At 68.4% G+C, this 5,250-nt stretch carries 3 protein-coding genes and 5 pseudogenes; all 8 read right to left on the reverse strand.

Annotated features, from left to right (window positions below):
• Positions 1–623, reverse strand: a 623-nt coding sequence (locus ACWDA7_RS49930; RefSeq protein WP_450614498.1) for an SRPBCC family protein, incomplete at its 3' end; no start/stop codon positions are given.
• Between the two features lie 2 nt (positions 624–625).
• Positions 626–1,276 carry a DNA primase gene (locus tag ACWDA7_RS49935; RefSeq protein WP_450614500.1) on the reverse strand — a complete coding sequence of 217 codons (651 nt, stop codon included), beginning with the start codon at positions 1,274–1,276 and terminating at the stop codon, positions 626–628.
• A pseudogene (locus ACWDA7_RS49940) lies at positions 1,273–1,532 on the reverse strand (gas vesicle protein GvpG). Before ACWDA7_RS49940 ends, ACWDA7_RS49935 begins: the two are co-directional and overlap by 4 nt.
• Before the next feature lie 3 nt (positions 1,533–1,535).
• Positions 1,536–2,305, reverse strand: a pseudogene (locus ACWDA7_RS49945) (GvpL/GvpF family gas vesicle protein).
• Complete coding sequence (locus ACWDA7_RS49950; protein WP_450614502.1) at positions 2,302–2,682, reverse strand: gas vesicle structural protein GvpA; 381 nt, start codon at positions 2,680–2,682, stop codon at positions 2,302–2,304. The pseudogene ACWDA7_RS49945 and the gene ACWDA7_RS49950 overlap by 4 nt, the downstream one beginning before the upstream one ends.
• 75 nt (positions 2,683–2,757) lie before the next feature.
• Positions 2,758–3,066, reverse strand: a pseudogene (locus tag ACWDA7_RS49955) (gas vesicle protein GvpO); the annotation flags it as partial.
• Between the two features lie 147 nt (positions 3,067–3,213).
• A pseudogene (locus ACWDA7_RS49960) lies at positions 3,214–4,114 on the reverse strand (serine/threonine-protein kinase); the annotation flags it as partial.
• A gap of 167 nt (positions 4,115–4,281) precedes the next feature.
• A pseudogene (locus ACWDA7_RS49965) lies at positions 4,282–4,740 on the reverse strand (type I restriction endonuclease subunit R); the annotation flags it as partial.
• Positions 4,741–5,250: the final 510 nt, after the last annotated feature.

The raw sequence follows: 5,250 nt of genomic DNA on the forward strand, positions 1-5,250 counted from the left end.
ACGCCCTTGGTGGTGCCCTTGGCGCCCTCCGAGGTCCATTGGATCTTGTAGTCGGGCACCTGCTCGGCGGTGTGCGCCTTCCAGCTGCGACTCGACCAGAACACTTTCAGGTTCCAGCTGGAGGTGGTGTCGTCGTCGCGGCTCGCGCTCTTGACGCCCTTGGCGAAGGTGCTGAAGTCCTGGTACTGGGTCCACTGGTCGTAGGCGGTGCGCACCGGTACGCCGACGTCGATGGACTCGATGATGACGGTGGGCTTGTTGCCCCCTCCGCGCTTGCGCTTGCTCTTGCCACCGATGAGGCCCTTGAAGGCTCGGCCGATTTTCTCCTTGGCCTGGCCTGCGCCCGTTTCCAGGATGGCGCGCAGCGGGCCTTTGCCCTCGGCGAGCTTGCGTCCGCCCTCCAATGCCATCTTGGCGAAGCCGGGGCTGTTGCCCTCGGCGATGTCGCTGAGCTTGCCGGTGGTCTCGCCGAGCTTGCGACCCGCGCTGGCGAGCATCCGCTCGGCCTGAGCCGCCAGATAGCCCTGCAACTCCTTCTTGAGGTGGTCGGCCGCTTCGCTCTGGGCGAGCTGGGACAGTCCGCCCTTCGCCTTGCCGTTCGCGGAGCCGATGGTGTCTGCCATCGTCACCGCCTCCTTTCACCGGGCGACCCGCTGGTGGCGCGACGCGCGCTGCCCTTCTTCGCGGGGGCCTTCCTGGCGGCCGTCGGGGTCTTCTTGGCTGCGGCCTTCGTGCCCGCGGACTGCTCGGCGGGCCTCTTCTTGGCCGGAGCCTTCTTCGCCGCCTCGCGCGGCGGGGCCTCTTCGTCCTCGGAAGGCTCCCCACTGCCCTGGGCCTCCGCCGACTCGGCGCCCTCCATTTCCTTTTCCTTTTCCTCCTCCTCTTCCGCTTCCTCTCCTTCTTCCGCTTCCTCTTCTTCGTCGTGGAGGCCGGACAGGTCGGAGGTCTCCGGTACAACGCCGGAGAGCTGCTCACGCACCTGGTCGGTGCGGCCGTGCAGCCGCTCGGCGAGGCCCTCGATCTGCCGCTCGACCAGCGCGCCGGAGGCGGCCTTGCCCACTCCGCGCACGTTCTGGCGAAGCTGGTCGGCGAGCTCCTTGAATTGCGGGTTGTTCCGCAGCTGCTGGTTGACCAGTTCCGCGAGCGCCTTCGGGCTCAGCTGCATGCGCTTTCCGGCGACCAGCGAGCCTACGGCGAATGCGAGTTTCATCTTCTTGGTACGTCCGAGGACGTACCCGGCCCCTATGGCAAGGCCCAGTGCGGTTCGGTTCATCATGTCGTCCCGTCGGCCGTTCCCGATGTATGGCCCATACCGATCTCCAGTCGGTCGAGGAGTGCGTCCTCCTCACGGTCGAACTCCTCCTCCGTGATCTCGCCTTCCTCGAGCCGACGCTCGAGAAGGGCGAGTTCGGCCCGGACGGTCGCCGGGTCGTAGTAGAGTCGCTCGGCCTCGGCGAGCACTTGTCTGATTGCCCAGAGGCTGCCGCGCGCGGTGCGAACGGCAGCAACAGGGCTTCCGTGATCAGTCCCATGGGTCACTCCTCGCCGGTGGCCGTGCCGGTCGTGGTCCCGGCGGGCTCGGCAGGGACGGGCTCGACGAAGCTGTACGGCGGCAGCGGCCCGTGGCCCGCAGTTCGAGGTGCGGGGAGCTCTTGCGAGCCTCTTCCACGGCGGCCAGGAATTCCTCGGCGGAGTCCCGGGGCACCAGGAAGGAGGGGTTGGCCAGCCAGCCGGTGGACTCGGGGCCGACGCTGACGGCCTCGGCGGCCGGTTCCAGCAGGCTATGGAGCTCCGCGGCGTCCTCCGCCTCGCGGCCCTGTACCGCCTGAGCGATCATCTGGCCGAGCCGCAGCCGGTCGTTGTAGCTGCCGCCGCCGGCCTGCCGGTTGGCCTCCGCCAGGGCGCGCATCTCGGCGTTCTCCGCCATCACCCGGTGCAGCACCGCCTCCTGGTCATGGCTGGCCCTGACGTTGTACTCGACCCGGCCGTCGAGGGCCGTCAGCCGCTCCAGGTAGGGCTCGGCGCGTTCGGCGAGCACCTGGGTGACGGCATCGTCGTCCGGGGCCAGGCTGCCGAACCGCATGGGCAGCACGGAGCCGCCCGCGCCCGCCTCGTTGAGCACGTTCTGGTGGGCGAGCAGGTCCCTGCGTTTGGGCCGCAGTCCCTCGGGCGCTTCGCTGGCGATCGCCGCCAGTCCGTCCTGCTTCAGGATCCTGACCGGGCGCGGCGGATCACCGACCCTGCCCGTGTCCTTGGGGAGGGAGGGATGGGAGGCCGCGGCGATGCCATAGACGTACGTGCTCACTCCTGCTCCTCCTCCCTCCTACTGCGGGTCGGCGCGGTCTTGCGCGGCCACGGCCGCTCCTCGGACTGGCCCTCCCCACGCGCCTGCTTGAAGGCATCCGAGATCGTCTCTGCGGCGCCGGAGAGGGCGCCCTTCGACTTGCCCCGCGCGCCGGACTCTGTGATCTCGCCGACCAGGTCGGGAAGTCCGGGGGGCTTGCGTGGACCGGCCTCCAGGTCGAGCCGGTTGCATGCCTCGGCGAAGCGTAGATAGGTGTCCACACTTGCGACGACGATCCGTATGTCGATCTTCAGAATCTCGATGCCGACGACGGAGACGCGCACGAACGCGTCGATGACGAGTCCTCGGTCAAGGACGAGCTCCAAGACCTCGTACAGTCCGCTGGAGCCGCCACCTCCGCCGGTCTGCTGTGTCGGGGAGCGACCGCCCGATTGGTGTGGGTCGGCCCTTCCGCGTTCGTAGCGGCGAACGCGCCGATAACCGGCGAGCTCACCGTCCGCGGTGAGCTCCACCTCGTAGCTCGCGAGCAGGCTCACCGTGTCGGGAACACGGGCGAGCCCCAGGACCTCGATCTCCAGCACCCACCCCTCCGCCGTGCGTTCGAAGGACGACACGGTTTCGGGAACCAGGCCGGTGAGCTCGGTGAACTGGTTGCGCCCGAGGCGCAACGCCTCCATCGGGCTCAGCCGGTCCTTCGCCGCGCCGTTCTCGGATTGCTTGGGCGAATTCCGTGAACTCGATGCACGTGGTGTGTTGCGCATGGCCACTTAGCGCGAGTGCCCAGCGTCTCCTGTACAAACATGCGAAGCCTGTTTCGGGCTGGCGGAAAAGGGTCGCAGCGCGGTGCCGCGGCCGGCCGGTCACGCCGTGCGCACCGCACGAACACCCTCGGTGACAGGGGTGTGACAACCAGGGCGCGCGGGGGTGCCGGCGGGGCCAGCCTCGTCCGGCGCCGGGGCATGGCCGGGCGGGGGCAGGAACGGCAGCAGCCGCTCCATAGACTTCCTGGGCGTTGGCGGGCCGGCGCTCCGGGCGCTCGCGCAGCAGCTGGAGGACGAGCTCTTCCAGTGCTTCCGGCACGTCGTTCCGCAGCAATCGCAGCGGCACGGGCGCGGCCTCGACATGCTGCCGCATCAGCTGGTACGCGCTGTCCCCGTCGAACAGGGGTCGCCCGCAGCACAGTTCGTGCAGGATGCAGCCGAGCGCGTACAGGTCGCTTTGTGGCGTGACCCGTCCGCCTTGGACCTGCTCGGGCGCCATGTACTGGCTGGTGCCGACCGGGCTTCCGGTGGCGGTGATCCTGGTGACGTCGGTGCGCAGGACCGCGGCGATGCCGAAGTCGAGGACCTTCACCGTGCCGTCTTCCGCCACGAGGATGTTGGAGGGCTTGAGGTCCCGGTGGACGATGGGCACGGCGTGCGCATGGGACAGCACCGTCCACACCTGTGCCGCCACCGCAGCCGCCCGGGACATCGGCAGCAGTTGGTCGCGGTCGATGTAATCGCCCAGGGGGATACCGTCGACGAGCTCCATCACCAGGTACAGCCGCTCGTACGACTCGTCGAGTACGGCGTCGTAGACCTGCGGGACGCCGGGGTGCTGGATGCGTGCGGTGATGCGTGCCTCGCGTTTGAACCGCTTGGCGAACTCCTCGGCCATGGTGGGCGTGGCGATGGCGGCCTGGCGTATGAGTTTGACGGCGATGGGCCGGTCGAGCACCCGGTCGTAGCCGCGCCACACGTCGCCCATGCCGCCGTGGCTGAGCGGTTGCACGAGTTCGTAGCGGTCGGAGATCCCCTGTGACGGCACGCCCCCGCCTCCCCCCTCCTATGCCCTCACCTGTCGTACGCCGGTGCGTCCGCGGTCAGTGGCCGGGAGCGCCCGGGTGCTCCACCAGTGTGGCGACCGCGGTGATCTGTCGTCCAGGCGGGGCCAGGCCGGGCAGAATTCCGCGCCCTGCCCAGTCCCGCCCAGCGTCACGCCACGTCGTCGACGATGTCGTGCTCCTGGCGGATCATCCGCCAGGCCGCGCGTCGCGCACTGCGGTTGAGGGCGCTCTTGAAGCTCTTGTCCGGGCCGAAGTACTGGCGGCCCAGACCTGCGATGGTGTCGATGTGGTCGGCCATCTTGTCTTCGAAGACGTCGTCGAAGACAAGCCCGAAGTTTTCCGGGTCGTTGTTCCCGACGGCCGCCAGCCGCACCTTCGGGTCCGCCACTGCTTCCTCGAACGGCTGGATCACATCCTGCTCGGTGAAGTCCGTGCCGAACTTTTCGTTGAACTTCTCGATCAGCTCGAACAGTAGCGACTCCTCCAGCTCCTTGGCCCCTCCCGCGCCGTAGCCGAGGCCCGGCATCACGGTCAGTTCATCGGAGATTAGGCCGAGGTCGTGCTCGCCGGTTTTCTCCGCCCGCAGGTGGCTCAGGTCCACCTCGCCTGGCGTCGTAGAGGACGACCGCGGGGTCCTTGTCGGGCTCGAGGGCGCCGATGTGGACGGGGATGTGCCAGCGGTGGCCGTGCGGGAGGGGGACGAAACCGGGGGACGCCTGGCGTTCCCACGGAAGACGGCGGCGACGTTCCCACGGAGGACGCTGCCCGACGGCGCGTTCCCATGCGTTCCCATGCAGGGTCAAAAGGCCCCTCGGAGATCACTCCCGAGGGGCCTTTCTGATGCTCCGATGCAGGTCAGAGCGGTAATGCGTTGTGCCCCCGACAGGATTCGAACCTGCGACACCCGCTTTAGGAGAGACCCTATAGCCGTCCCTCTCCGTGATGATCTTCCCCGGGCTTCGCTGTTCCTGCTGGTCGGCGAGGTGGTGGATTCCGTCCCCGTCCGGTCCTTCCCTGTGTTTAGACGCCGTCTCATTTGGCGTGCTGGGTAGTCTGCACTGTGTGGTGATGGTTGAGCGCATGGTGCCGGACGAGCTGTGGGAGCTGTTCCAGCGGG

Source organism: Streptomyces sp. NPDC001156, assembly GCF_053598275.1.